Origin of the sequence: Levilactobacillus yiduensis, from assembly GCF_024718525.1 — a bacterium.
Classification (GTDB): Bacteria; Bacillota; Bacilli; order Lactobacillales; family Lactobacillaceae; genus Levilactobacillus; species Levilactobacillus yiduensis.
The window spans coordinates 38486-63360 of the sequence record NZ_JAMXAZ010000017.1 but is presented as its reverse complement, the minus strand read 5'-3'; the positions used below and the strand labels follow the sequence as shown (position 1 = coordinate 63360).

Genomic DNA, 24875 nt, shown 5'->3' with positions numbered 1-24875 from the left:
CGAATTACCAAAAAGTCGGCTGGGTAAAGCCATCACTTACGCACGGAACCAACGAGTAGCGTTAAACCGAGTTCTCAGCTATGGGGCGGTAGATTTCAGCAATAACGCCTCCGAGCGAAATATGAAGAGCTTTGTGATTGGTCGAAAAAATTGGCTTTTTAGCACTAGTCCTGCCGGAGCTAAGGCTACGGCAATTTGGATGACGCTAATCGAATCCGCTAAGGCTAACGGCATTAATCCACGCGATTACGTGACTTACCTATTAAATGAAGTGCCACAACTCCCAGATTTCGCGAAAAAAGAAGATCTGGAAGCTTATTTACCATGGAATTATCAATCGAAGCTTGATAGCAATGAAGAGTTCAATTTCATAGCCGCTTAAGGCATGGAAGAGATGGCCCGCCCTCAAAAACCGAGGACGGGCCATCTCTTTTTAATTCATATTTCAATACGGTCAGTTATTAGGTGCTTACACTTGTTCTTGCCTACTTTGAGTTGAACTGCCCGGCTGGGAACAACTGGCGTTGTTTCAGCAGCCTGACACGGCATTTTAACTTGTACGATATCTGATTTATCCATGACAAAACCTCACCAATTTATTTGATGAGGTAATCATATCGTTTTGCGGCCGCCAATCATAGACGGTCAGTTATTAGGCGCTTACATTTTTTGCACTCATTTTAGTTTACACTATATTTCTGTTTTTGAGCACAAAAAATCTGCTGCCAGTAATCAAGTTTTATCTTGATTACCAACAACAGAAATTATAGAGCCTCAAATTCTCCCCATCAACACCGGTTGACAAAGAGCCCCAAAAAGGGTTCTCTCAAGAAATTATACGATTTCTTAAGAGAACCCTCTTTTAATACGAGTTGGGAGTTTGCCCCAGGCTCTTTAATAGCTCTCTAAATCCGTAAGATTCGATGAAGAAAACTAACTTTTAAAATATTAACCTAACCAAGTGTTGTTAGAAGCCACAGCAGTAGCTGCACCAGAAACTAATTGAACAGTTACAGGAACTTGAACATTAGTACCAAACTTAGCTAATGAGTTGTTAGTAGCAGCACCATTTTTATCTAAAGTGATGTTGTAGTGGTAGTTATTAGTATCTTGAACAGAACTAGTACCATAAGTCTTGGCACCGGCTACCGTACCAGCAGCAAGATCAGTATCAAGAGTTCCTAAGTTATCACCAATAAGAGTATCTTTGTCACCAGTCAAAAGCTTCGTGATGGCATCATTAGTAACACCAGTAACGGAAATATCTGAAGGACTAAGCGTAGCACCCTTAGTTAAAGCACCTTGCACAGCAACATTGGCTGCATCACCAGTAGCTGGAGTAACATCAGATACAACGAATTGCACCTTAGAGCTTACAGCGTTCTGAACGTTAACGTAAAGTGTGTTACCGTAAGTAGCAGCAGCTACAGCAGTATTAAACTTAGCAGAATCAGTAATTGAGTAACCTGAAGGTACATTCTTAGATGCGAAGGCACTCAAGCTCAAACCAGCACCATTCACATCTGTAGTAGCAGTACCAACAGTCTTACCAGCCCCTAAATCAGTAGAAGTAGCAGTGTTGTTAACCCAAGTAGATGAGGTACCAACGGCACCCGCAGCGGTTTGGTAAACAACCTTAACACTGTTATTATTAGTAGCAGTAGGATCCGCCTGCGTAGAGTTCAAGCCACCAAGATCTTGTGTCGTTGCGCCAGCAACGTAACCCTTACCAGCATAAATCCAACCAGAAACAGTCTTATCAGCTGAAGTTACGTGGTAGTACAATGAACCTTCACGTGTCTTAGTTGCAGCTTGGTCTACAGTGAATTCTGTACTCTTGTTTGCACCGTACAGGTTAACTTTCTTAGCCTTGTATTGAGTGTTCTTAGGAGCAGTCCAGATGGTGTTCTTTGAAGTATCCTTCAAGTAGTAACCGGTCGTCTTAGTAGGCGTAGTTGCAGTAGTAGTAGTGTTAGCAGACTTAACGCCAGCAGCGAAAGTGCCTTCAGTCTTACCACCGTAAACGTAACCACGGTACTTGCCGTCCATCGTAACTACACGGTAGTAAACAGAACCACGGTTAGTAACCTTTTGGCCGTAAGCACGGAAGTAGTTAGCTGACTTCTTAGAAGTAGCTAATTCGCCCATAACCTTCTTGGAAGCGACAACCTTAGCACCCTTAACAGTACCTGGCTTAGTGTATAAAGCGTTAGTACCAGTTGCTTCGACATTACGAGTCTCAGGCTTAGTGGTTAACTTAGTGTAAGCACCGGCCTTGGCATATGACTTAGCTGAAGCGTTAGTTGAAACGGCAGCAACTGAGACAAAGCTCAATGCAGCGAGACCCAAGTAAAGAGATTTCTTTAAACTTGATTGCATAGTATTTCTTCCTCCAAACATAAAATATGTAATTTATCAAGCAAGAATAGTATAACCGAAGTTAGCGCTTTTGTTAAGAATTTTATTCTTAAACTTCGCTAGCTCGTTTAGCTATCCCCTAACTACGACTATTAGTATAGCCCGTTAGTTGTGGAGAAACAAGGATTATGCTCTTTTTGTCGTTGGAATGAAACAATAAACGGCCTTCTGTAATGTTTTTGTCACATGAACAATTTTACTGTAAACAGCTCAACTACAAGCTTATAGGCAACTTAATGGGATTTTTAAGTGTTTAGAAGTGGTAAAGATTAATGCGGCGTTAAGCTTGGGCCCTTGATCTTTGCGACGTTCGTTGGGTCAAGACACAATTCTTGCATTCTCGTTGCGACGGGTCCATACTCTAGTCATTAATTGAAAGGGGGTGATGCTTTTTGGCAACAGGAAATTGTTACCTTAAAGTGATCGCTTCCGCGGAGAACGGAAACGACTAACTTCTTTAAGGTAAAGGCCGGCGAAATTTTATTCGCCGGCCTTTTTGTGTACCCATTTTCATTTCCAATAATGTGACCAGGCATTCAAGGTGTTCATGTAGGTGCGGACGTGACTGACGAAGGTGGCTGTTTGGTCCGCCATGAACGCGGCGAAGGTGGCCGGCGTGTGGGTGCGCAGGTCATACTGCCACGCCGTCAGCATCATGAAGACGCTGGACTGGCAGTACCAGTACAGAAAGTTGTCGTAGTCCGGGAACGGCTTCGTCGCTGACTTCAACCAGTCCAGGTACTCTTCCATCCGGTGGGTGACCTCCTTTAAGGGCAGTGCATCGGCATCCCCTACCATGAAGTCCGTCTCCTCGGCGTCCGCCCAGGTTCGGTTCGTCGTCTGCAGGTTCAACCAGTAATCCCAGATGGTCAGGTCCTTTAGCCGCCACTGAATCGCCCGCGGCTCGCGGGGACTAATGATCTCCCCCGTTTGCCACAAGTGGTTGAGGTCCCATTCATTGAACAGGCTATCCGCGCCGTTGGGTGGCCAGGACTTGCCGCTGATCCATTGGTCGGCCGGGACGCCCATGTAGTGCATGCGGCTAAAGTAGTTATCGAAGTATCTGAGGGTCTTGTGATCGGTCGGGTATTCCTCCAAGCGATATTCGAAGTACAGCCGGTAGATGAAGTGTGAATGCCGGTAGTTCCAGTTGCCGAATTCCCGGGGTTGGCCAATTTCAAAATTTTTCGGCATCGTACTCGCCTCCTTTGGGGTTAACCTAGCACGCTAGGCGGCGGGTGGCGGATTGGCGACTTGTGGCGGCGTGGTTTGTTGGGTGAATGGGCGTTGGTGTTTTTCTTTTCCTATTTATGGGGGAATTTAATTGGTGGGTGATGGAATTCGCTTGGATTATTTCCCCTTGGCGTATAATTGCGTAATGCGGTGAACAAGCAACTCAACCAATTATTTGACTTAGACATTCATTTTATTGCTCAATTAAACACATACGACGTATAATAATGTTAAGAGCCTAGTATCTCACTACATATTAGCAACGATTTTTTGACTAGATACCCCGTTATTTGTGGTTCAATCGTTAATACGCCTCTAGATCTGGCCTGAATGATTCACATGTACTTTGCTTCATCATTCCAGAAAGGAAAGGTGAGTCTCATGAAGTTCTTTAGAAAAATGAGTTTGTTGTTACTGGCAGTCCTTGCATTCGTCTTCATATGTGCTACACCAGCCCAAACTGATACTCCGGCAACTACCACTGATACGCCAGATTACGTGGCCACTTTCCGATTTCCTAAATATGTCGACGGACTGGACTGGCCGGTACTTTATTTTCCGGATGGAACATATGACTATTACAACCTTGATGGACTCCCGAATGGCCAGCAATACACCAACCCACAGCCACCGGAACAAGAATCGAAACCTTTACCCGTACAAGAAATGGCGATAGATTTACGGACCGCAACGATTTACTACCACAATACCGATAATACAAAGTTAGTTGGTGATTGGATGCTTGCTACTAATGACATGAGCAAAGACCTATTAATAAAGCTGGCAGTGAATTCAGATTCCACTGCGCCAATTAAGAATTCGCCTGTGACTTTGAACTTTGTAGATGATCAAAACCACAAGACGCTTGATACAGTGACAAATAATCTTCGTTCCCAGTTATATAATGAAGCTCCTGATCCACTAGAGAATTTACATGATGCTTTGTACAGTACGGGAGCAGATGGTCAATTGCTCACGACACGTTCTTTCGACGGGTACTCGCTAGATACGACAACCCCTCTCACGAATGATGGGAATACGTATACCTATCATTACGTTAAAGACAAGTCCACCAGCGATAATAACCCCAGTACACCTATAGCCACGACCATACCTGCAGAATCATCTAGTAGTGATTCAACTACCGAGTCTGGCACGGAACCTGCCACAGGCACCCCCGTCGCCGTCAAAGGCGAAGCCGTCTATGCAACCAAAAAGATTGGCCTTTACCGTCATGCTACGTTTACCAAGGCCAGTCGTCTTCACTGGTACGCCAAACAAGTAAGAACTAAGCGGCCCCAATTTGTCGTGACCGGTTATGCACACTCTAAGAACGGCCTTCTGCGTTACCAGATTCGTGACGTGAACCACACCGCCAAGACCGATGGACAACGTGGCTATATCACCGCCGACGAGGCTTACGTGACGCCGACCTACTATCAAAAACGGCCGGCGATGGTTCAAGTCATCAGTAACCATGGCATCAATGTTTACCGTCACATCGATTTATCTGGTCGGGCTGTCCGTCACTACCATCGTGGTAGCGTACTGAAGATTAAAGACATTCAGCGACACAACTTGACCACGCGGCTAGTCTTGGCTAATGGCGACTACCTTACTGGAAACAAGACGTTAGTCATCAAGAAATAGGATCGTAATCATGACCAATTAGCACTTATGTAAGGGCACCTCAGCTCATCACCGAGGTGCCCTTTTAAAATCTAATTCGTGTTCTCACACCACCGGCTTCACCTCATGCACGGCGGCCTTCACCTGGTCACCCAAGCGGTGAATGCCGGCGTCGATGGCCGTGGGTGTCAGGCCGCTAAAGCACAGACGCAGGCCGTTGTGGACGTCACGGTTCGGGTAGAAGTTGGTGCTGGGCACGTAACTGACGTGGGCGTTAGGCGTGACCTGGTCGCGTAGGAGCTCACCAGTGTCGATATCTGCTGGCAAGGTGACCCAGTCGAAGAAGCCCCCGGCTGGCGTGGTGAATTGGGCCTCGTCCGGGAAGTATTTGCCCAGCGCCGCCACCATGGCCGCACACTGCACGCGGTAGTGGTCCTTGAGGATGTTGACATGGGCGTCCAGGTCATTGGCCGTCAGGTAGGCGTCAATCGCTGCGTGGGTCACGCCGGTCGCCTCCAGGTCGCTGGCCAGCCGCACCTTCATGATGGCGTCCAGCAACTCCCCGTCGGCCACCAACCACCCGGTCCGTAAGGCGGGCATCAAAATTTTCGACAAGCTGGACACGAAGATGACGCGGCCCTCGGTGTCAAAGCTCTTGATGGCTGGTAACGGTGTTTGGTCATAGCCCAAGTCGCGGTACGGGGAGTCCTCGAGGATGATGAAATTATAGCGATTGGCGAGGGCCACCAGCTGTTCGCGCTTGGCCACGCTCATGGTGATGCCCGTGGGATTGTGGAAGTCCGGCACCGTGTACAACAGCTTGATGCCTGGATGGCGTTTTAAGGTGGCCTCCAGCTGATCAAGGTCGATGCCATCCGATTGTAGGCCCACACCGTAATACGTCGGCTGGTAGAGGTCTAAGGCCGCCAGCGCCCCCACGTAGGTCGGCACCTCGACCGCCACCTCGTCACCCACGTTCAGTAGCGCCTTAGCCACCAGTTCAATGGCCTGTTGCCCACCGACCGTCAAGACCACGTGATCGGCGTCCGTCGTGACCTGACCCCATTTACCGATCCGCGCCGCCAGCTTGGCCCGCAACGCCGGATTGCCCTGCGGATTCTGGTACTGAAACAGGTGCGCGCCCTGCTTGGCGATGGCCGTATTGAAGGCCCGCTGGACCGCCGCCACCGGGAACAAGCTCTCATTGGGACTGCCGGCCGCAAACGAAATGGCGCTGGGGTCCGGGTCATTTGCGAACAGGCCACTCAACGCTGACGGCACATCTGGATTCGCACGAGTTGCCAACAAATCTTTCAACATGGAAATCACACACCTTTCTGACAGCGCGGGGCTGTCGGCTAATCAACGGTAGCTTCATGAGAGTGGGACGAAAAGCGGTGAGCTAGCGAGCATTAAGACTGATAAGCGAATAATCCCGGGTTTGGCTTGTTTGCTTATCAGTTTTAAGCGGAACCAGCCGCCTTTTGGCCCAGGTTTCGGCCCTATAGGCTTGGTGATACCACCTACCGGGGCACTTTGTCCCAAGCCCTAACCTTGCGTTCATGATAGAATATCGGTGCGTGAAAAGCTGGTTCAACTATTTGGAAATTACGTGAATGTAATTCATCTTTACCAATTTGGGTGGGGACCGGTTGGGCGGGTTGCTAGCTCATTTCACAGTTTTACCAAATTCCCCGTAACCCCACTGCTAATTCACTGCCCCAACCACCCATCTCTCGTTCCCCTAGCCGCACGCTTATGCTAAAATACGAGTAATGGAAAAACTGTTCATCTATTTCGACTTTACGTGAATCACATTCAACTTACGAACATTTTAGGGGGTGTCGTCGATGTTACCTTTTGCTTACCGCGTCTTCCAAGCTATCGTGCAAGAACAAACCTTTTACCGAGCGGCCCAAACGCTGAACGTCACGCCCTCAGCCATCAGTCACTCCGTCAACCAATTGGAAAAGGAGCTGGGCTTTCCGCTCTTCATCCGCAACCGCACCGGCGTCGAGCTGACACCGGACGGGGAAAACGTCTTACCCTTGATTCAGGGAGTCATCAACGCCGAGGACCGGCTCCAACAAGCTGCCGCCAACATCAACGGCCTCAACGCCGGGTCGGTGCGGCTGGGGGCCTTCTCCTCCGTGTGCATCACCTGGCTGCCGCCCATCATTCGGCAGTTCAAGCAAGACTACCCGCAAATTGACATCAACCTAGAGCAGGCCGGCTTCAGCGACATCGCCGCCGCCGTCAAAACGGGCCGGTTGGACCTGGGGCTGTCCGCCTTACCGGTCGCCGAAAAGTTGACCGTCCTGCCGCTGGTCAAGGACGAAATCTACTGCATCACACCGAGCGATTTCATCCCCGCCAACCGGACCACCGTCACGGCCGCCGACTTGGTCGATCAAAACTTCATCCTCCAACGTGGCGACTACGACAAGGACACCAAGGCCGCACTCGACCACTACCGCATCCGACCGAACGCGCTCCGGTTCTCCATTGATGACCAGTCGATTCTGGCCATGGTCGAGGCTGGCATGGGCATGGGCATTTTGCCCGAACTGGCCTTGGAACGGGTCAGCGGTAACGTCAACGTGTACCCGTTCGACACGCGTTTCTACCGGACAATCTGTCTGGTGGTCAACTCCGAACAGGCCAAGGCGCCCTCGACCGCCAAGATGATTGCGGCCATCACGAGCTACGTTGCCAAGGCCTATCCGGATAAGGTGTTGGAACATCCGCATGTGGGGTAGTGCTAGGTCTGTCCGCCTTACCGTTCGCTAGATATGAGTTGGAACGCGGTGGGCGCCGGGCCAAGCCAAAGTGCGGTCTTGACCCTCACCTTGAAGCCGATAACCCGCGTCTCCAAGGTGCCAGTTCCCTAACCAGCAAGCTGCTAAGGGAACTCCCACGGCTGAACTCATATCTAGCAAACTCTCGGCTACGGTGGCGATTGGCAGTGATAATCAACTTAATACCCCACCGCTGATGCGTATTAACACCACTAGTTACTACACTCCTAGAAATTGAATTAACATTTTTAATCGATCCAAGTTAAAGCCACCAACAGAGACGCGCCATTTCGACGCGTGCCTGTTGGTGGCTTTTTAATCATTTTGACCGTCATTGATTGGTTTCAAAGCTGGGACTGCTCGATATTTCCCCAGGATATAGTCCTTCCCATAACTGGCATCATTCCGGACCTTTTTTCCCGACGGCTCAACAATCGTGTCCAATGAATACAGGTCTGACACACCATCCTGATTCTTGTCCACAAACCAAATTTCATCGCGTCTGAAATTGCTTCGGTCGAGTGTATACAGTTCTTGGGTAGTGAAAATCAGTTGTGCCCCGTGCGGATTCGTACTGGTGTTGTGGAATATCAATAGGACGTACCGCAACAGTAAGGGGTGTAGCTTGGCGTCCAGCTCATCAACCAATAGCGTACCGCCCGTATCCAATACTTGTTTCAAATCTACGTACAGCATTAACATCTTGCGTGTACCACTGGATTCATCACTAATTGACGTTTGTTTCAGTTTGTCGGTTCGCGGATCACGGTGAAAGGTCACCACCTGAAACCGCTCATCTTCTACTTCCGGCAAATCGCGCTTGATAACGCCCAGCTCTTCAATTCCCACGTCAATCGCATGACTGAAATTCTCAAACGCTGCCTTTTCTTTAGGGTCCCGCAACAGCTGAATCATCCGACTAGATGCTCGGCCTGTAAAACTTCTGAGCTTAATTGATTCTGTTCGTGGATTGCCATAATCCTTGATTGCCAAGTGTTCAAACCAATCACTCACTTCTCGAACGATTGGAATATTCAGGTTGGCCAGCGCCGATAAAAATAACGACCCTTTACCGATTGCTGGACTGATGGCCTGCACTGCCGCATTCTCCATTAGTATTCCCGTCACCGTGTCAGCCGTGCGATCTAAAATGTTCAAATAACGTTCTTCTACCTTAGATTTATCCCGTTGATAAAGGAATTCCGAAGTGACAACGCCCTTCAAATACCCAAACCCGTACTGAAAGATATTGGTTTCAGTAGAAAATAACACACTGAATTCTGTTGGCGTCTGGTCATCTGAAAACCAGTACGGGGTAACTCGGCGCTGGTACTGCTCACTGACAAAGGACCGACGAACCAGTGCTCTCATCAATGACAAGGCCCGGATGACCGTCGTCTTCCCAGAGGCATTCGCTCCGTACAAGGCCGCTAACTTTAGCACTCGTTCATGTAGCACATCTACGACAACATCGGCTGGCAGCTCTTTCAATGCAGTCGCCGTTAGGTCTAGCGTCACTTCATTCCTGAAACTTTTGAAATTCTTGATAGTCAATTGATGGAGCATAGGCTCACTTCCTTTTTCTCTTTAGAATATCCTATTTAATTGTTTTTTCAATTATTATCGATTTTTTCTCAAATATTTCTATTTTGCCTATTATTCGGGATTTACCTTCTTCATCGTTTTCTATCTGGTCATCCCCACCTACCACGATTTTTGGCGGTCTTCTGTGGCCAAGTCCGCGACGCCCATCGTTTAGCAACTGCACCACACTATTAATCCGAAATATAATTATCCACAAAACCAATTCATCTCCGGATTATCGTGATATAATTATAAAGTAATTTTGCATCTACATAAATGAAGGGAGAAATCATGAATAAGTTGCCTAAATTTTTAGCTGTCGGTTTGGCTACCCTTAGTATGGGGGTCGTTACGCTCTCCGCCCCCACGTTACCGGCTGCCGCTAAAACCAAGGCTGCTAAAGTGATCAGCACTAAGAAGCTGGCCAAGCCCCGTTACTACGCCAATGGTGGGCACCTTTACACCAGCACCAAGCTCACCAAGAAGGCCAAGCACAATTTCACGCTCATCAAGTCGCCGCTCTCAGCGACTAAATCGGCGAAAGTCAAGAAGCCCAATGGTAAGACGGCCACTTACTACTACGTTTCTCAGAAAAAAGGCACCGTCAAAGGGTGGGTGTGGCAAGGCTATTTAAACCGCACCAAGAACTACGCCCAACGTCGCTCCGACATCCGTCGCGTCAAAGCGCTCGCCCGTTATTTCCCGAAAGTCAAGGTGGAAAAGGGCTGGGAAGATGAAAGTACTCGCACTAGCATCATCTACGACTGTAACCGTGCCAAGTTAGCCACGGCCTATTTAAAGGCACCTTTGAAAGGGTCCATCGACTTTAGACCCATCGGCATCGGGGACGCCATCGCCGAGATGTACGCTTCAGACCCCAAAGAATCTCGGGCTATTCTGGCCGCTTACAACATCTTCAAAGGCCGGTTCGATCACAAGACCAATGCTAAGCTGGCCAAGACCCAAAAGCTGGTCCTCAAGCGTATTTCACAATACAAGGATCCTTCAGACTACCACTCTGACTTCTTGGAAGAAGCTACCGAGAAACTCACCAAGCAGTTAATCGCCGCTCTCAAAACCATCAATTAATTCCAATGGAGGTCTTCACAATGAATAAATTTATCAAGACAACCGCTGTGAGTCTCGTTGCCCTCAGCCTAGGCGTTTCATCCCTGCCAACTACCACCTTACCCGCACTGGCTAAGACCAAGGCGGCGAAGGTCCTCAGCTCCAAGAAACTAAAGAAGACGGCCTACCACGTCAATGGCGGCTACCTCTATTCCAGTACGAAGCTGACCAAGAAGTCCCACAAAGCCTTCAAGTACCTGAAGACCACCTTCTACGCCACCAAGTCCGTTAAGCTCAAGAAGCGCAACGGCAAGACGGCTACTTACTACTACGTCAAGAACAAGCGTGGCAACGTGAAGGGCTGGATCTGGAAAGGTAATTTGAAGAAGGTCAACACCAAGGCTTTGGCCCGGCGCAAGTCGGATATCAAGCACGTCTTAGCGGCAGTGCGGGCGATGTCCTCTGGTGACCAATCGGATGCTTTAGATGCATTTAAAGACGTCACGACCAGCAATGCATATGATGACTACAGTGGCTTGCCTGGAGTCATTCAAAATATCCATGGTTTTTCCGCAAAAGATGGTCAGGCTACCATTCAGGCTGTAGCCAGCTTTAAAGGTCGGTTTAATTCTGTAACCAACGCCAAGTTAGTTGCTATGAGCGACCAACTCGCTGAGACAATCTCTGCAAGTGACGATCCTACTGACGACTCAGATATTTACCAAGCAAGCGAAAACCTCGGAGAAACACTAGCAGATGCCGTGGCAACGTTAGATTAACTCCATTAACACTACCTGCTAAATCAAATACCATCAACGCTCAGCCATTATCTTCGACGAGCGTTGGTGGTATTTTTATTTTGGTTGCCGTCCCCATTTTAGCGCCAGCCTTATCCGCTTATTTATATTACACCATATAATATTAATTATAAGTGTATTTAATAGGGATTATCTATCCCGTGTGTTACCATGACTTTATAGCGAAAGGAGGGATCTATTTGCGTAAATTCACAGCACAGTTACCCGCTTGTTCTGATGTGAAGTCCACCGATCTACCGTCAACGGCTCATCTGAACCAAGTGGATCGAACACCCCGATCAAGACCGCAATCACTAGGCACTTAAAGGTTGCCCACCGAAGATGATTAGTCGAGGCGGATAATCTTTTGAACTATTACCGTATATAGCCGCAAAAGAGTTAATTTTAGTGATTTGTCACAGCTTTTCCTATCGCGACTTTAAAACTAGCCCCAGTCAACCGCTTGATTACGTCAAACAGCCAATCGTTAAGGGCCTTTTTCGTCACCATGTACATAAGGTCTGCACGTCACCCATCACTGCCATCAAACTATAATGGAGGTCTCCACTATCATGAATACCCTTATTAAAACAACTACCGTGAGTCTCATCGCCCTGAGCTTAGGCGCTGTGGCCCTACCCATCGCCACCTTACCCGTACACGCCAAAACCAAGGCGGCTACAGTTCTCCCCGGCATCCATATTTTGAACAAAAAGACTGCCTACCACATCAAGGGTGGTTACATCTACGCGAATACGCAACTGATCAAGAAGACTCACAAGTCCCTGAAATACCGGAAGACCAACTTTTACGCCTCCCAGGCCGTCCAGATCAAGAAACCCAACGGCAAAACGGCAACTTACTACCACATCCAAAATAAGCGTGGCAACGTTAAGGGCTGGATCTGGAAGGGCCACCTGAAAAAGGCCAACGCCAAGTCCTCGTCTCAATATGTAACGGGCCACATCTACACGTCTTAGCAGCAATGCCGATGGTGCCTCCGACATTGCTAACGCCGTTCAAAATCTTAGTGAAGCCCTGGCAGATGCCCTTTCGACGTTAAAATAATTGTGTTAACAGCCAGCTGTTAAACCAAATACCATCAGCGTTCAGCCGTTAGAGGCGGGGCGTTGGTGGTATTTCCTGTCATCCCACACAATATGAAGCCGCTAAGATCATCCTAGAATTTTAACTATCAGAGCATATCACCGATGGCGACTGTCTCTCACAAAATACACTTCTGCAATTTTTATGTAAGATCACACTGTCGAAACAGCGTGATTGCGGGTAAATACCCACGAAACGGTTCTTATCCGTGTTGACGCTTCAATCTAAGCCCTAGCCAGCCCAGCATCCCCGTCAACAAGGCCACGCCCCAGATTGCGGACGTCGGTTGGTCACCAGTCTGCGGCAGCGTCGTCGCACCGGTAGTCGATACCGGTTGCGTCGCGGCGTTCGCTGGCGTCACGTGGCTGTGCGCCAATACTGTGACCTGGCCGGCCGACTGACTGCCCGTGGCACTCGGCGGCGTCAGCCCTGGCAGCGCCGTATCCCCAGCACCATCATCCGTGACCGTCCCCGGTTGGTGGGCACCCCCCGGCGTACCCGCGCCAGGTTGGGACCCGGTATTATGATTGCCAGTGTTGTGGTCTCCGGTCCCTTGACCGCCAGGAGTATCGGGTTGACCACCATCCTGACTGCCGCCTTGGTCGCCATCTTGCCCGCCAGTCTGACCACCACCCTGATCACCCGACTGATTGCCGCCATCCCCATCCGGCGTCTCTTCGTCCGGTGCTGGTGCGGGCGTCGTCGGTCCTGGTTCTCCTGGCGTCGTTGGGTTGCCACCCTCATCCGTTCCCGGTGGTGTTGGCTTGTCTGGTCCCTCCGCGTCGGACTCCTCTTCCGCGTAAACGTAGGTCACATCAATCGCGTTATCCCCGTACACACCCGTGGCGTTGTCCGGTGTCGTTTGCAGGACGTAATGCGGAATCGTTTCCGGCGTCGTCGCGTACGCTTCACCGACCAGTCCCGGCTTTAACGTAGTTGACGGCGCAATTTCAACGCCCGCTTCATCTACGTAATGGACCGTTACGTCAGCCGCACTGTGGGAAATCGCGTATGGCTGAATCACCGCAAAGTCCAGCGAGCCGCCAGTGGGGTTGTGAACCCCGGTCAAGTAATAGTAGTCCGGCAATGGGTCAACCAGAATGCTGTCATTACCGGGCCATGACGTGGCGCCCGGCTGCTGGTTTTGAATATTGGTATAGTACACGCCGCCGTGACCGTCTGGCTTCGGATTGCCGCCCGTGAAGTACACGTGGTACGTGTGTTGGCCGTTCACATAAAATAGTGGCTGGGCAACGCCAACCGTCACCGACAGCTGGACCACTTCGCCGTCAATCGTGGTACAAGCCACTTGGAGGTGGCCCTCACGATCGGCCTCATTGATCAGCACTGAATCGAGTAAAATGAACTGCCCCGTGTAGGAAAAGTTGTTCGGGGCATGAGAAACGGTGTTGTTCAGCGGCGAAAAGTCCTGAATGCAGTTGTAGGCCAAAAACAGGTTCTCGAGGTGCTGCAGGTTGGTTAACGGCGTCACGTCATGGACCCGGTTGTGCTGCAGGTCCAAGGTCGTCAAGTGTTGGAGGTTGGCCAGTGGCGTCACGTCCACGATGTCCCCGTAAAAGGCGCCGGTGCCCACGTCCAGCGTGTTGGTCAACATAATCGTTTCCAAATTAACAGCGTGTTCCAGGCCCACCAGTGAAAATTCCGTGTGGCCGTCGATGTAGGTGCCCATGCCGTTGTGGCCCACGGCAATCAGCTTCTTCAAGCGGGCCAAATCCTCTTGCGTGATGTCAGCGACCGTCGTCCAGGTCTTGTCATCGGCGTTTAGTTCCTGTAAAGCCGCCAAGACAATCTGTTGCAACTGCTTGTTGGGCATCCACAGGTCGATGGCCGGAGTCTCCTTGGTGTGGCTCACGGTCATGGTGGCTGGCTTGGTCAGCTCGGCTTGAACCAACGCCACGGCCGGTTGGGTCCACCCCGTCTCGAGTGCACTTGGCAAGTTCGCCAGGTCCGGCCGGGTTTCCGGCACGGTCACTGTAGCCGCGGTCGTGACTGGCGTCGGCGCAACGGCGGGCTTCGTCATCGCGCCAGGCGTGACCTGGTCGGTTGTGGTTGGGGCCACGTCACTGATGGGGTCTGCCGTGATCGTTGGCGTTGCGGGGACTGCGTCAGTGCTTGGTTCGTCGGTCGTACTGAGTGCGGGTGTTGCATCAGTCGGCGCCTCGTCGGTCGTACTTGGCGCGAGGTCGCTGGTTGGCTGTTCGGTCGGTGTGTCGGTCGCAGTTGGTGCCGTTTCGGCTGTCGTGTCGTCTGTGATCGGTGTGTCCGTCACGTCTGCGGTTGGCGTCTCAACGGTTGCCGCGGGCGTGGTGTTCGATTCGTCGGTTGTGTCCGTCGGCACGGTCACCGCATCAACGGCTGGTTTTGTGGTGGCTGCCGCGTCGGTCGTGGTCGTTTCATCGTCGGTCGTATTTACTTCATCGGCCGTTGCCGACCCAGCAGTAGTTGACTCGGCCGTCAATGTATCACTCGTCGAGGTCACCGGGGCGGCAGCTACTTCACTGATCGCCGTATCTGCCGTATCGCTAGTCGCCGCCTGAGCCGACCAGCCCAGCCCCATCACGCAGGCCCCGCTAACGATACCAGCGATGACCCACGACTTCCCCTTCTTATACATCTTGAAACGTGTCTTCAATTCCATTTTTGGTTGCATCATTGTTCTCCCCCAGAATAATTGGTCTTCGTCAGTCCCCGGTATGAAACCGGTTTCCAACGTCATGCCCACAGTATAAAAAAATCGTTTGGTCACGGGTGAAATAATTACAAATTAAGCCTATATTTTTTGCTAGTTGAATTTTCAACCGTTTTTCACTGATAGGTGGATAATGTTTTCATTTTTCACGCGTTGTTCTAAAAATGGCCGGCTCCCTCGCAGGAAAGCCGGCCATTTTCAGGTGATCAGTTCAGTTTCTTAAGTCAGACGTTAGACGGCCGGCGTTACGGTATCGCCCAACAGGTTGGTCTTCGTCGTTTCGATGATGTCGGCGCGCACTGGGGTAGCGTAGAGATCCACGCCGTCCTTGTTGAACAACTTGGCCGCGGCAATCTCATTCATCAGCTTTTGCACATCGTCAGTGGTGAGGTCCGTGTTGACGTACTTCAACCGCAAGTGCTTGATGCGCAAGTCGGAACCCTTAAAACTCAATTCTAATGCTTTCATTTAATTACTCCCTTTCAGTTGACTGAGTGACAGACGTTAGGCAACGGCCGTTTGCGTGGCCACGGTTGCGGCGTGAAATGGTAGGCCGGTCAAGCCAGCGAGGTAGCCGCCAAAGGCTTCGATCTGTTTGGCTTCGGGCGTTGCGACCGCGTTTTGTAAAACGATCTTTACGGGGCGGTCAACGTCGGCGCCTAAGATAAAGGTGATGGTGGTCTTCTTCCAGTTGGTTTGCATGGTGGTGCTCCTCTCATGTTGCGAAATTTTTATAAGTGGTTGGCCAACCCTTATACTCTTACTAACGAAATCCAACCGGAATTTGTAACCCCCTAAAGCCAAATTAATTAAAAAATTTTTCTGGCGGGGTTAAATGATTGACCAATCGGCGGATGAGCGTGCGGCGCCATTTGTACACCGTATTGCGGCTCACGCCATGTTTAGCGGCAATCTCATCGGCCGTCAACTGGTCGATCAGCGTGCCCACCAAGAAGCGCCACTCACCGGTACTGCCGGAGCCCCCGATGACCTTTAGCAGGTAGCGGCGAAAATCCTGTTGCCCGATGGCGTCTAAAATATCGTCGTCGCTGGGCAACACCTCTAACAGTGTCGTCTGGTCGCCGTCTTCTTGTCGGTCATTTTGCTTGCGGTCCCGGCGTAACCGGTCTAACAGCGCCCAGTAGATCTTGCGTTGGGCGTAGGCCAGAAATTGGTGCGGCTTGGCTTCCGGGTCATCGGGAAAGTCGACGTAGACTTCCGGGAACAACAGCCGGGCCTCTTGCAGATAGTCCTCATAATCGGGATGCGCGGGGCGCAGATGCAGGCGTTTGAGCGTCGCGTACAAAATCATTTCGTGGTCGCCGGTATATAGAAATTTATAAGCAGCGGCGTGTGGGGTCTGTTGCATGTTGAATCATCCTCTCAATTCTGATGATCCATGGCCATGGATTAGCCCCCACTTTACCGGACGTTGTCAGTGAGGACCAACCGGGAAAATTTCGCGAAAACGGGGGTATTTTTTCCCACTTTAGGCGTACTTTTGGGCCGCAACTTTGCAAAACGGCGTCAGGTGACGGTTTCGTGAAAATGACGAAATTTGTTGGATTGTTGGTAATTTTTATTTTGGGGGTGATTTTTATTTTTGGACCCGTTTGACTGATTTCAAGGTCACTGATTTCGCTAAAAGACTGGTATAGTGGGTGATTAGCAACAGAACTTAACGCGCTCTATTTAGCCGCCTCACTGTCGTCTTCCCCTCAGTTCTCGCAACCGCAAAATCTTTTTGCCTGTTTTTTGTTCAGAACACTAAAAATTGTGGTATAAATAATTATGTAAACAGTTTTAAATACTTATTTGAGGGGACTTAGAGTCATGAAAAAAGCAGTTTTGTTAACGGCCGCAGCCACTGCTGCCCTGCTCTTCGGTGGGACGACGACACTGGCACACGCCAAGACCTATACGCAACATGGTAACGCGCTGGCAAATTACAATGTCAACAAGTATAAAACCGTGAAAAACAAGAACCTGTTCGTTAAGCGCTACACGTTCCAGCAGAGTTACACGAACATTTTCCAGACCAGCCCAACCAGCATTTCCAGCACCAAGGGCAAGAAGGTCACGTTCAAATCCAACGTGTTCCTGCCAGTGACCTACAACCGTTCCGCTGACTGGGGCAATCCCCAAAGCGAAGTGCTGTCCAAGGATGGCAACACCTTGTATGAACTGATCACCACCAGTTCCCAAAGCACGGAAGGCTGGATCGTCCGCTATAATCTGGGCGCACTCCGGAGTCAATTTGGTATCAGCACGTCACACATGGACGCCCTGCGCCGCGCGACTTACGACCACTCCGTCAACAAGATGACCAGCACCGACAAGGCCATCATGAAGTACGTCAAGATTGGGCCGAAATTTAACACGGGCCACGGTCAATCACTGGCAATGAACCCCAAGAACGGCCAACTCTGGTTCATCGGTGCGCCCGTCAAGGTTCACTCCAATGTGCAACAAGTCTCAACCTCAACCTTGAAGCCAACCAAGAAGATCAACTTCATGTTGAAGAGCACCGTTACCATGGGCTCCAACCTGACGTTTGACAAGAAGGGCAATGCCTACTTCTTCACGTACTCCAACGGTGGTTGGGCGCCTAAGGGTGCGGTCAAGATCTACAAGGGTAAGATCAACCAGAAGTCTGTGAAGTTCCACCTGATCATGCAAGGTCTGCGTTACCGTCCAGGGACCAAGCCACAGTCGATTGCATACAATGTTAAACGTAACCGGTTGTACTTCGTCTCCGACAGCAGTATTTCTTCCGTACCTGTTTCCAAGCTGGGCCATCTGAAGGCTAGCCAGGTCGAAGGGACTAACCTGAGCGGCAAGCGTGAGTTCGAAGGTATCCAGTTCACCAAGAACGGTGCGGGCTACCTGATGACGAACAAGGGTGCCGAGTTGATGAAGACCACAAACAATAAATTTTAGCTTATAATCAAGTTGGGTAGTCGCCGCGAGTGGTCCGCGGTGGCTACCTTTTTTTGCGCTTTGCCTGTCTGTTAGTTACATGGTGTGTACTGGCCGCCTTACCGTTCGCTAGACATGAGTTGGAACGCTGTGGACGCCGGCCCGAGCCAAGGAGCGGTCTCCGGCCTCAACTTGGAGCCAATAGTTCGCGTCTCCAAGTTGTCAGTTCCCTAAGCGCCGTGGCCCATGGACCGGAACGGCAATCATCATCGGCTGACCAATACAAATCACCTAACCGCTGCTGGCAACCACCCTTGTAGCCGAGAGTGGCGCGAAATCTAGGTTCAGCCGGGGAATTTAGCAGCGCTCCTTGCTGGTAAATTGGTGACTTTGAGACGTGGCCTTCGGCTCAAAGCAAGTGCTGAGACCGGGCTTTGGCTCAGAACGTCCTCCCCCAGCGTTCCAACCTAGATTTCGCGCCACGGTAGGCGGCCAGACCTACACCAACATAGTGGACGATTGGCAGCCACCCTTGTAGCCGGAGGTCCGTCAAATATGAGCTCAGCCGTGGGAGTTACCTTGGCGGCGCGCTTCATGCCGGTTAGGTAACTGGCGTCTTTGAGACGTGGTCTTCGGCTCGAAGATGAGGTGTCGAGACCGCCCCTTGGCTCGACCCGTCCGCCCACCGCGTTCCGGCTCATATTTGGCAGACCGGAGGCGGCCAGACCCAGCCGTCAATAAAGGTGTTAATCGCACAATCAGTACCGAACCAGTAAACAAACGGCCGCCGCAATGTTATACTGGCCCCGAGGTGGGTTTCAGCCCATCTGTGAAACACACCATAACTCAATCTCCAACAAAGGGAACACTGATGTCGCGGTCGGCATCGATGGTCCCTTTGCTAATCTTTGGTAACCAAAAACGTGCGCCGACCCTCGCTGTGGTCAGTGCACGTTTTTAGTTAGAACAACGCATCGGATTGCCGCCAACGCTACCGATTGGCATTTACCGGTAGGCAGCTGGCAAATGATTTGATCGTCAAACACCCCGGCAACCACGCCATCCAAGAGCTGGATCGTCTGGTTGTCATCCACCACGTTTAACTGCAAATGGACCGGCTGTTGACTGCGCCAGGCTGCGGCGAGTCGCTCACTGACGACCGCCGCAGTTTGTTCAGGCAAGGGCTGTTCCACCTGCTCGGCCGCATGCATTTTGGCCAAAGCACTGGTGTGGTCAGACAAGTAGAACCCACCCCACTTCAACATGCCGCGATCGTGATAATCACGGGCAAAGAAGTTCTGGGCGAGGTCGTCATTGTCAGTCTGATGCAAGATCATGACGCCTCGCTTCCTAACGAATCCAGCGCTGACTCAGGGGCCAACGCACCCGACCGAAGTCGACGAAATTCAGCGTGAGCGCCGTGTCCTGCCGCACCTGCGTCAGTACCCGTTCCAAGACGGCCAGGTCGGTGGTATGGAGCGAATGGAGCGGAATCGACCGTTCGCGGTGATTTTTTCGTTTGATGTCTAAGAAGAAATTGAAGACGTGGCCGTACTGGTTATTGATCACGTCCAAGCGATACTGACAGTGCCACTGGGCCGTGAATAGCGGTGCCAGTCGGCTTAAAATCAGCTGGGCTTCCTTGGTCTCATCAATCAAAGCTATTCCCCCCATTGTGACCGCCGACTAACGATGCCCGCCGCAACATGGTCCCGCCCTTGAGCAGGCTGCTGGCGGGAATCACGGCGGTCTTACCGAAACGATCCCGCAACTCGTCGATGACCCGGTCGAATTTATCGTCCTTGATCTGTCGCTGCGGGTCCTGAAATAAATCCAGTTGCAGGCGCCCACTGGGACTCAGACGCGACAACCCCACGCCCAAGTTGCGGACTGGTTGGCCGTCCCAATTATCCCGAAACAACGTCAACAATTCCCGGATGATTGTCTGAGCGTTGTCGGTCGGGTCAATGCGTCGGCTATGATTGAACCCGCTACGCCCGTCGTCGGCTTGGCCATCCCAAGCAAAGCCGACGTACAGGCTGATGCACCCTGTCTGTTGGTGGTGATGACGCATGCGAGCGGTCGTTTGCTGGCCAATCTCTCGTAAGACCAACTCAATCTCCCGTTGGACCTGATAATCGCGCGGCAAGACCTGCGAGTTGCTCCAGCTCTTTTCCTTGGGTGGCCGTACCTGCGTAAAGTGGCTACGGTCGATGCCCCAGGCCAGTGCAAAGAGTTGCGCGCCAATCAGGCCCATCGTCTGCTGCAGTTCATACGGGTTCACGTGGGCCAGCTCCCCCATACTGTGAATGCCCAGGCGCTGAAGATGCGCGGCGGTGCGGCGACCAATACTCCACACCTTCGTCAGGTTGGTGATTGGCCAGATGTAGCGGGGAAAATTCTCGTAGGTCAGGCGACCGATCAATTCGTGGTCGTGTTTGGCCTGCAAGTCCAACGCCAATTTCGCTTGGACCGGATTCTCCCCGATACCCACGGTGGTGTACAACCCCAACTCGTGGCGAATCCGTAGCTGAATCTTGCGGGCGACTTCCTCCGGTGTGCGGCCAAATAACCGCCAGGACTTGGTCATATCCAAAATGGATTCGTCAATGGAGTATGGAAATAGGTCGGCATCCGCCACGTACTCACGGAAGATTTTATTGATGGCAAGATTCTTTTGAATGTACAAGTTCATCCGCGGCGGTACAACTAAGATACGGGAATCATGCGGCACTTCGTATTGGCGCGACACATTACTGATACCAAAGAGTTTCTTGGCCATCGGTGACGTTGCCAAGACCAGCCCTGAGCCCGTGTTATCGGCCTCGGACATCACGACGATGATCGACTGTAACGGATTCAGTCCCCGCTCAACGCTCTCGACGCTGGCGTAAAAGGACTTGTTGTCGATCATAAAAAACAGACCGTGTGGCTCTTGCGAATAGTCCATGACGTATTCCCCCTCTCGTTGTTCTCATTATACGAACACTTGTTCTAATTTACAAGGGGAACAGGCAAATTAATTTGTCGTTTTTTATCTGCTAAATGTGATTCATCTCACAATTAGCAGGCGTAAGTCGTAACCAATTTGGGGAAATATTTTGACATTCCCTAAACCAAATCGGTCAGTTAGCTTACTCACCCATTTGGACATTTTATTAACGAATATATTGCAGAATGGTCATATTTTAATAGCTTTTATTTGGTAGTCGTGTTAGAATGTACTTGTGAAGTTAGCCCTAGTCAACTAGCTTCCTCAACTTTGGAACAGGTCTGGTTTGCCGCACTTAAACACGGTGAAATCGGGCCTGTTTTTTGTTGTTTTAGACGATAAAACCGACTGTTACAGGTATTTCAGAGTGGCTAAGACAGCATCCTTACCAATTTAAATGATTTACGGGTCTCCACAAAAAAACACGCCCCCCGTTCAACACAATTTGAACGTGAGGCGTGTCCGTTTCTATTTGGCAAAGGCTTGGCGCATGGCTTGCGTGTCCGCATACGGGTCGGTACTCTGCGTCAACAGGGTAATGACCGCAACGCCCGCCGCTCCGGTCGCCGCAATGGCTGGCAACGACTTGACCGTCACGCCGCCAATCGCCACGATGGGCACGTTGGCCTGTTGCACGAGTGCGGCCAGACCATCGACGCCCATGGCCGGATCCGCGTCGTCCTTGGAAACGGTCGGATAGATGGGACCGCTCCCGATGTAGTCGATGCCGCCGATCTGGTTGGCCGCGGCAACTTGCTCAGCCGTATTGCACGACAACCCCACGAACATCCGCCGACCATCGACCTTTTTGATGACCTGCTGAATCTTCTGGTCGCTCTGACCCACGTGAATGCCGTCCGCATTGAGCAGGATGGCCAGATCCACGTCGTCATCCACGATAAATGGCACATTGGCCTCATGGCATTGCACGCGCAAATCGCTTCCCAGCGCCACCCGCTGCTCCTCATTTAACGTGCTAGCACCCTTGTCTCTGAACTGAAACGCCGTGATACCGGCATCCAGCATGGTCGCTAACACCTTGCGCAAATCTTGACCGGGAACGTCTTGGCTCCCCGCCACAAAATAGGCCCGTAACAGACCTGATTCAAACGTCACTGACATTATTCAGCGCCTCCTTGATTGTAAGCCCAATGATTCAACGGTCCGTGACCGTGGCCGACCGCGATTGGATTGGCGATGGCCGCCGTCACGTAGTCCTTGCCGATGCGAATGGCCGTTTCAAAGTCCTTGCCCTTCGCCAGTTCGGCGGTAATGCAAGACGACAGCGTGTCACCCGTGCCGTGAGTCCGCACCGTATCGACCCGTGGTGCCGTCAGCCAAAATGACCGACCGTCCGCCAATAAGACGAAATCACTGGCCTTGTCCGGCGTGGCTTCGTGACCACCCTTGATGATGATGTTCTTGGCCCCCAAGTCTTGCAGTGCGACTGCCGCCTGTTCCATGTCAGCCGCCGTGGTGATCTTTTGCTCAGTCAAGCGTTCGGCTTCCGGTAAATTCGGCGTCAACACATCCGCCAGTGGGACCAATTCCTCACGTACCGTGGCCACGGCATCATCTGCCAACAACGCCGCGCCCCCCTTGGCAATCATCACCGGGTCAACCGTCAATGGGCCGAATTGGTATTTCTTCAAATTTTCCACGACGCCATGCACGTGAGCCGCATCGGCCAGCATCCCCGTCTTGCAGGCCCGAATCTTCAGGTCGTCCGCCAAAGACGCGAATTGTTCGTCGATCAGCTTTTGCGGCAAGGCCATAAAGTCCTGCACGCCCAGTGTATTTTGCGCGGTTACCGCGACGATAACGGCCGTGGCGAAGACGTTGCGCTCCTGCATCGTCTTCAGGTCAGCCATCACGCCGGCCCCGCCACCGCTGTCCGTCCCAGCGATCGTTAAGGTTTGTGGAAATTCATTTGCCATGGTTACCCATCCCTTCTGGTTCTGTTGCATTTTTTGATAACTTTTAAATTGTGTAGAGCTGCTCGCCTACGGCTGCCAGGAGTTCCGCCTGCTATGGGGGACACCTTCAGCCTGAGAAGCGGGCTTCCGGTTCGCTTCAAAGCCTCGCCAAACCCGCGAGTCTTCGAAGTCGCCCCACGCTGTAGGCTGAGAAAAGACCTCAGCCAACACCGTCGACACAGCTGGCTCCACTCCTGGCCTCCTCCGGCTAATACTTGTGACATTCAGCAACCAAACGTCAGCCCATTGTCTGACCACCAGCGTTGCCGTCTCAAGTAGCCGTTGCAAGCGACCACCACCGGAGCTGTGAGTGGCGCGAAATCTAGGCTCAGCCGGGGAATTTGGCAGCGGTCTGAGCTGACAAATTGGTGACTTTGAGACAGTGGTTTTCTGGCTCAAAGCAAGCGCCGAGACCGCCCTTTGGCTCGGGGCGTCCTCCCCCAGCGTTCCAGCCTAGATTTCGCGCCGCGGCAGGCGGCCAGTTTCCACAATATGCGGAACCCCTGGCAGCCGCAGGCATCTGGTTTCCGCCATTTACACGGTAGGTGACCACCAGTCTTATTCGAAAGCGGCAATGCCTTCGATTTCGGCGACGGTGGCGGTTTGGAGCTTGTCGAGGAGCTTCATGATGAACGTGCCGGCACCCAGGTTTGGCGTGGCGTCTGCGACCAATTGACCGATGGCGGCGAAGACCAGACAAGCCGTTTGGGCCGCCTCGAAGTAGTCATCGGTGACTGCGCAGAAGGCCGCCACGATGCTGGATAGCATGTCACCCGAACCGACGTGGACCTGGAACAATTTCGTTCCGTTCAAGACCTTGACCACCCGTTCGCCGTCCGTGATGACGTCGGTGGGACCGGAGAGGATGACCACGCACTTTAATTTCTGCGCGCAAGCCTTGGCGATGGCCGCCAGATCCCCGGAACCTTCGCCGGCGTCGATGCCCTTCGCTTGCCAGTCGACACCGGCCAGCGCCGCGATTTCGCCCGCGTTACCCCGAATCACGTCGGGATGGAAATCAGCCAACAGGCCGGTCGCCATTTGCATCCGGTATTTGACCGCGCCAACCGCCACCGGGTCGATGACCAGTGGCCGGTGTTGGCGGTTCGCCGACTGACCCACCGCGCGGATCTGGGTGACCTGCGTGGCCGTGACAGCGCCCAGGTTCAGGCACACTGCCCCCGCCAAGCCAACCATTTCGTCCGCTTCGGCCACTTCCTCAGACATGATGGGCGACGCGCCAATCGCGTTGATACCGTTGGCCACGTCTTGGACGGTCACGAAATTAGAAACGTTAAAGACGATCGGGTTTTGCGCCCGCAATTCATCGAGCAAAGTCACTTTCATTGGTGAAATCCTCCCTTGTACTATCTAATTCAGGCCAGCCTACCAGGTATGTGCGCTCGCATTTCTAACAGCCACCTAACTAATTGCGCGGCTGGGACCATGTGAGCGCTTTACATTTGGACAAAATAAAAACGGGAACCGCCTCACGATCAGTGAACCGGTGGCCCGTTGTTGGTGCCACGACACGTTCCCTTCGCAAGTCTGAACTTGACAGGTTCCAAGGGATCACGGTCACCCGTATCTCAGCCCAATCGTGGACACCCCTAGTGTTCTGGTTAAGTTAAGTATAACAGGTTT

21 protein-coding genes and 1 riboswitch are annotated in these 24875 nt (G+C 51.7%); of the genes, 7 read left to right on the top strand and 14 right to left on the bottom strand.

Features of this window, described 5'->3' with window-relative positions:
- Positions 1-382: IS66 family transposase (locus tag NGM66_RS09960; protein ID WP_258115593.1), on the top strand; the 382-nt coding region annotated here is incomplete at its 5' end.
- A gap of 566 nt (positions 383-948) precedes the next feature.
- Here NGM66_RS09960 and NGM66_RS09955 read toward each other — a convergent pair.
- Both NGM66_RS09955 and NGM66_RS09950 read right to left on the bottom strand, forming a co-directional pair.
- The gene (locus NGM66_RS09955; RefSeq protein WP_308707452.1) at positions 949-2400 is read right to left on the bottom strand and encodes an S-layer protein; all 1452 of its coding nucleotides are present in this window, start codon (positions 2398-2400) and stop codon (positions 949-951) included.
- Positions 2401-2928: 528 nt separating this feature from the next.
- Positions 2929-3612 (bottom strand): hypothetical protein, encoded by a 684-nt coding sequence (locus NGM66_RS09950; protein WP_258115592.1) that lies wholly within the window; start codon positions 3610-3612, stop codon positions 2929-2931.
- Between the two features lie 705 nt (positions 3613-4317).
- Between NGM66_RS09950 and NGM66_RS09945 the strand changes: the two genes are divergently transcribed.
- The gene (locus NGM66_RS09945; RefSeq protein ID WP_258115591.1) at positions 4318-5301 is read left to right on the top strand and encodes a DUF5776 domain-containing protein; all 984 of its coding nucleotides are present in this window, start codon (positions 4318-4320) and stop codon (positions 5299-5301) included.
- Positions 5302-5385: 84 nt separating this feature from the next.
- Here the strand turns inward: NGM66_RS09945 and NGM66_RS09940 are convergent, their stop codons facing one another.
- A complete protein-coding gene (locus NGM66_RS09940) occupies positions 5386-6600 on the bottom strand; it encodes an aminotransferase-like domain-containing protein (RefSeq protein ID WP_258115590.1) in 1215 nt (404 codons plus the stop codon).
- A 530-nt stretch (positions 6601-7130) separates the two neighbouring features.
- On the opposite strand from NGM66_RS09940, the gene NGM66_RS09935 reads away from it, so the two are divergent.
- The gene (locus tag NGM66_RS09935) at positions 7131-8039 is read left to right on the top strand and encodes a LysR family transcriptional regulator (protein ID WP_208907890.1); all 909 of its coding nucleotides are present in this window, start codon (positions 7131-7133) and stop codon (positions 8037-8039) included.
- 354 nt (positions 8040-8393) lie between these two features.
- On the opposite strand, the gene NGM66_RS09930 is transcribed toward NGM66_RS09935, so the two are convergent.
- Positions 8394-9644: an AAA family ATPase gene (locus tag NGM66_RS09930; RefSeq protein WP_208907888.1), complete on the bottom strand. Its 1251-nt coding sequence runs from the start codon at positions 9642-9644 to the stop codon at positions 8394-8396.
- A 294-nt stretch (positions 9645-9938) separates the two neighbouring features.
- Here NGM66_RS09930 and NGM66_RS09925 point away from each other — a divergent pair, with 294 nt between their 5' ends.
- The 3 genes from NGM66_RS09925 (at position 9939) to NGM66_RS09915 (ending at position 12507) form a co-directional block, all read left to right on the top strand.
- Positions 9939-10751 carry a hypothetical protein gene (locus tag NGM66_RS09925; RefSeq protein ID WP_258115589.1) on the top strand — a complete coding sequence of 271 codons (813 nt, stop codon included), beginning with the start codon at positions 9939-9941 and terminating at the stop codon, positions 10749-10751.
- Between the two features lie 20 nt (positions 10752-10771).
- Positions 10772-11509, top strand: a complete 738-nt coding sequence (locus tag NGM66_RS09920; RefSeq protein ID WP_258115588.1) for a hypothetical protein — start codon at positions 10772-10774, stop codon at positions 11507-11509.
- A 590-nt stretch (positions 11510-12099) separates the two neighbouring features.
- Positions 12100-12507, top strand: a complete 408-nt coding sequence (locus NGM66_RS09915; RefSeq protein ID WP_208907882.1) for a hypothetical protein — start codon at positions 12100-12102, stop codon at positions 12505-12507.
- Between the two features lie 329 nt (positions 12508-12836).
- Here NGM66_RS09915 and NGM66_RS09910 read toward each other — a convergent pair whose 3' ends face one another.
- The 4 genes from NGM66_RS09910 to NGM66_RS09895 form a co-directional block, all read right to left on the bottom strand.
- Complete coding sequence (locus NGM66_RS09910; RefSeq protein ID WP_208907879.1) at positions 12837-15308, bottom strand: MucBP domain-containing protein; 2472 nt, start codon at positions 15306-15308, stop codon at positions 12837-12839.
- Positions 15309-15575: 267 nt separating this feature from the next.
- On the bottom strand, positions 15576-15812 hold the full coding sequence (locus NGM66_RS09905) for a DUF2922 domain-containing protein (RefSeq protein ID WP_208907877.1): 237 nt from the start codon (positions 15810-15812) through the stop codon (positions 15576-15578).
- Between the two features lie 36 nt (positions 15813-15848).
- The gene (locus NGM66_RS09900; protein WP_208907875.1) at positions 15849-16046 is read right to left on the bottom strand and encodes a hypothetical protein; all 198 of its coding nucleotides are present in this window, start codon (positions 16044-16046) and stop codon (positions 15849-15851) included.
- A 103-nt stretch (positions 16047-16149) separates the two neighbouring features.
- On the bottom strand, positions 16150-16713 hold the full coding sequence (locus NGM66_RS09895; protein ID WP_208907873.1) for a sigma-70 family RNA polymerase sigma factor: 564 nt from the start codon (positions 16711-16713) through the stop codon (positions 16150-16152).
- A gap of 464 nt (positions 16714-17177) precedes the next feature.
- Between NGM66_RS09895 and NGM66_RS09890 the strand changes: the two genes are divergently transcribed.
- Positions 17178-18284, top strand: a complete 1107-nt coding sequence (locus NGM66_RS09890) for a hypothetical protein (RefSeq protein ID WP_208907871.1) — start codon at positions 17178-17180, stop codon at positions 18282-18284.
- 923 nt (positions 18285-19207) lie between these two features.
- Here the strand turns inward: NGM66_RS09890 and NGM66_RS09885 are convergent.
- From NGM66_RS09885 to thiM, 6 genes are all read right to left on the bottom strand, one after another.
- Positions 19208-19600 (bottom strand): hypothetical protein, encoded by a 393-nt coding sequence (locus NGM66_RS09885; RefSeq protein ID WP_208907869.1) that lies wholly within the window; start codon positions 19598-19600, stop codon positions 19208-19210.
- A gap of 13 nt (positions 19601-19613) precedes the next feature.
- A complete protein-coding gene (locus NGM66_RS09880; protein WP_208907867.1) occupies positions 19614-19922 on the bottom strand; it encodes a hypothetical protein in 309 nt (102 codons plus the stop codon).
- The gene (locus NGM66_RS09875) at positions 19915-21213 is read right to left on the bottom strand and encodes a Y-family DNA polymerase (protein WP_208907865.1); all 1299 of its coding nucleotides are present in this window, start codon (positions 21211-21213) and stop codon (positions 19915-19917) included. Before NGM66_RS09875 ends, NGM66_RS09880 begins: the two co-directional genes overlap by 8 nt.
- Positions 21214-21723: 510 nt before the next feature.
- Complete coding sequence (gene thiE / locus NGM66_RS09870; RefSeq protein WP_208907863.1) at positions 21724-22377, bottom strand: thiamine phosphate synthase; 654 nt, start codon at positions 22375-22377, stop codon at positions 21724-21726.
- Positions 22377-23192, bottom strand: coding sequence for a bifunctional hydroxymethylpyrimidine kinase/phosphomethylpyrimidine kinase (gene thiD, locus NGM66_RS09865; RefSeq protein ID WP_208907861.1), 816 nt, complete (start codon positions 23190-23192; stop codon positions 22377-22379). Before thiD ends, thiE begins: the two co-directional genes overlap by 1 nt.
- Positions 23193-23789: 597 nt before the next feature.
- Positions 23790-24578, bottom strand: coding sequence for a hydroxyethylthiazole kinase (gene thiM, locus NGM66_RS09860; protein ID WP_208907859.1), 789 nt, complete (start codon positions 24576-24578; stop codon positions 23790-23792).
- 170 nt (positions 24579-24748) lie between these two features.
- Positions 24749-24853, bottom strand: a riboswitch (TPP riboswitch).
- Positions 24854-24875: the final 22 nt, after the last annotated feature.